This window comes from Vibrio sp. Vb0937, assembly GCF_033338855.1.
Genome location: NZ_JAWOTK010000304.1, coordinates 1 through 1198 on the forward strand (window position 1 = coordinate 1; position 1198 = coordinate 1198).

The 1198-nt window shown below is 46.0% G+C and carries 2 protein-coding genes; one reads left to right on the top strand and one right to left on the bottom strand.

Annotation, left to right across the window (positions count from 1 at the left end; genetic code table 11):
- The coding region (locus R7P67_RS25270) for an anaerobic C4-dicarboxylate transporter family protein (RefSeq protein WP_318086378.1) at window positions 1-551 on the top strand (551 nt) is incomplete at its 5' end.
- A gap of 88 nt (window positions 552-639) precedes the next feature.
- Here R7P67_RS25270 and R7P67_RS25275 read toward each other — a convergent pair.
- The gene (locus tag R7P67_RS25275) at window positions 640-1128 is read right to left on the bottom strand and encodes an NYN domain-containing protein (protein WP_005480252.1); all 489 of its coding nucleotides are present in this window, start codon (window positions 1126-1128) and stop codon (window positions 640-642) included.
- Between the last annotated feature and the right edge of the window lie 70 nt (window positions 1129-1198).

Sequence of the window (1198 nt, forward strand, 5' to 3'; positions counted from 1 at the left end):
CGAAGCCAATTAGCATGGCAGTTGTCATTCAAATGATGATGCTCTGCTTCGGCGGTATCATTCTTCTTGCAACCAAAACTGACCCGCGTGACGTGCCAAACGGTGTGGTATTCAAATCAGGTATGGTGGCGGCAATTGCTATCTTCGGTATCGCATGGATGTCTGATACTTACTTCCAATACGCAATGCCTCAATTCAAATCTGGCATTGTAGAGATGGTAACGAACTACCCTTGGACGTTCGCGCTTGCGTTGTTCATTGTGTCGGTTGTGGTGAACTCTCAAGCAGCAACGGCTCGTATGATGCTGCCTGTTGGTCTTGGCTTGGGTCTGGATCCTGCACTGCTTATCGGCCTAATGCCAGCGGTGTACGGTTACTTCTTTATTCCGAACTACCCTTCTGATATCGCAACAGTGAACTTCGATACATCAGGTACAACTAAGATTGGTAAGTGGTACTTCAACCATTCATTTATGTCGGTAGGTTTGATTGGTGTGATCGGCGCGTGTTGCTTAGGTTACGTACTAGGACAAATCATCATTCCTTCATAAACAACCTGTAAAGTAAAATTGGAAGGCGAGTCATTGTACGCATAAGTACAGCCTGAATGACTCGCCTTTTCTTTGTCTGGTCTAATGATTACAGCAAGAAATCATCATCAATCGCGACGAAATTATCCGCACAATCAATCAAGGTTTGCGAGGTTAACCTTGGTACACCATAGACGGTGACCTTCTTGTTGTAGCGCTGCTGAATACGTTCCACCAGCAAACTGAAGTCGCCATCACCAGAAACCAAAATCACGCGGTCAACATCAGGCGCAATCTCAATCGCATCGAGCGTGATACCGACATCCCAATCCCCTTTGGCGCTGCCATCTCGACGCTGAATGTAAGGCTTCAACATCACCTCAAATCCCACACCTCTTAGAATGTGATGAAACTGGCGTTGCTTCGGATCGTTACTGGCAATGGCATAAGCTTTTGCGCTTACTACTTCCTTTTCTTGTGTCGCGACATACCAAAACTGGTTGTAGTCAAAGTTACTGCGATACGCTTCGCGACAAGTGTAATAAACGTTTTGAACGTCAACGAGAATGGCGATTTTTTCTTTGTGGTCTGATTGCATGGTGATCTCATACCGATAATTTCCCGCCTACCCTAAGCCAGATCGCTCAAAAGCACAATGAGCCAATTCC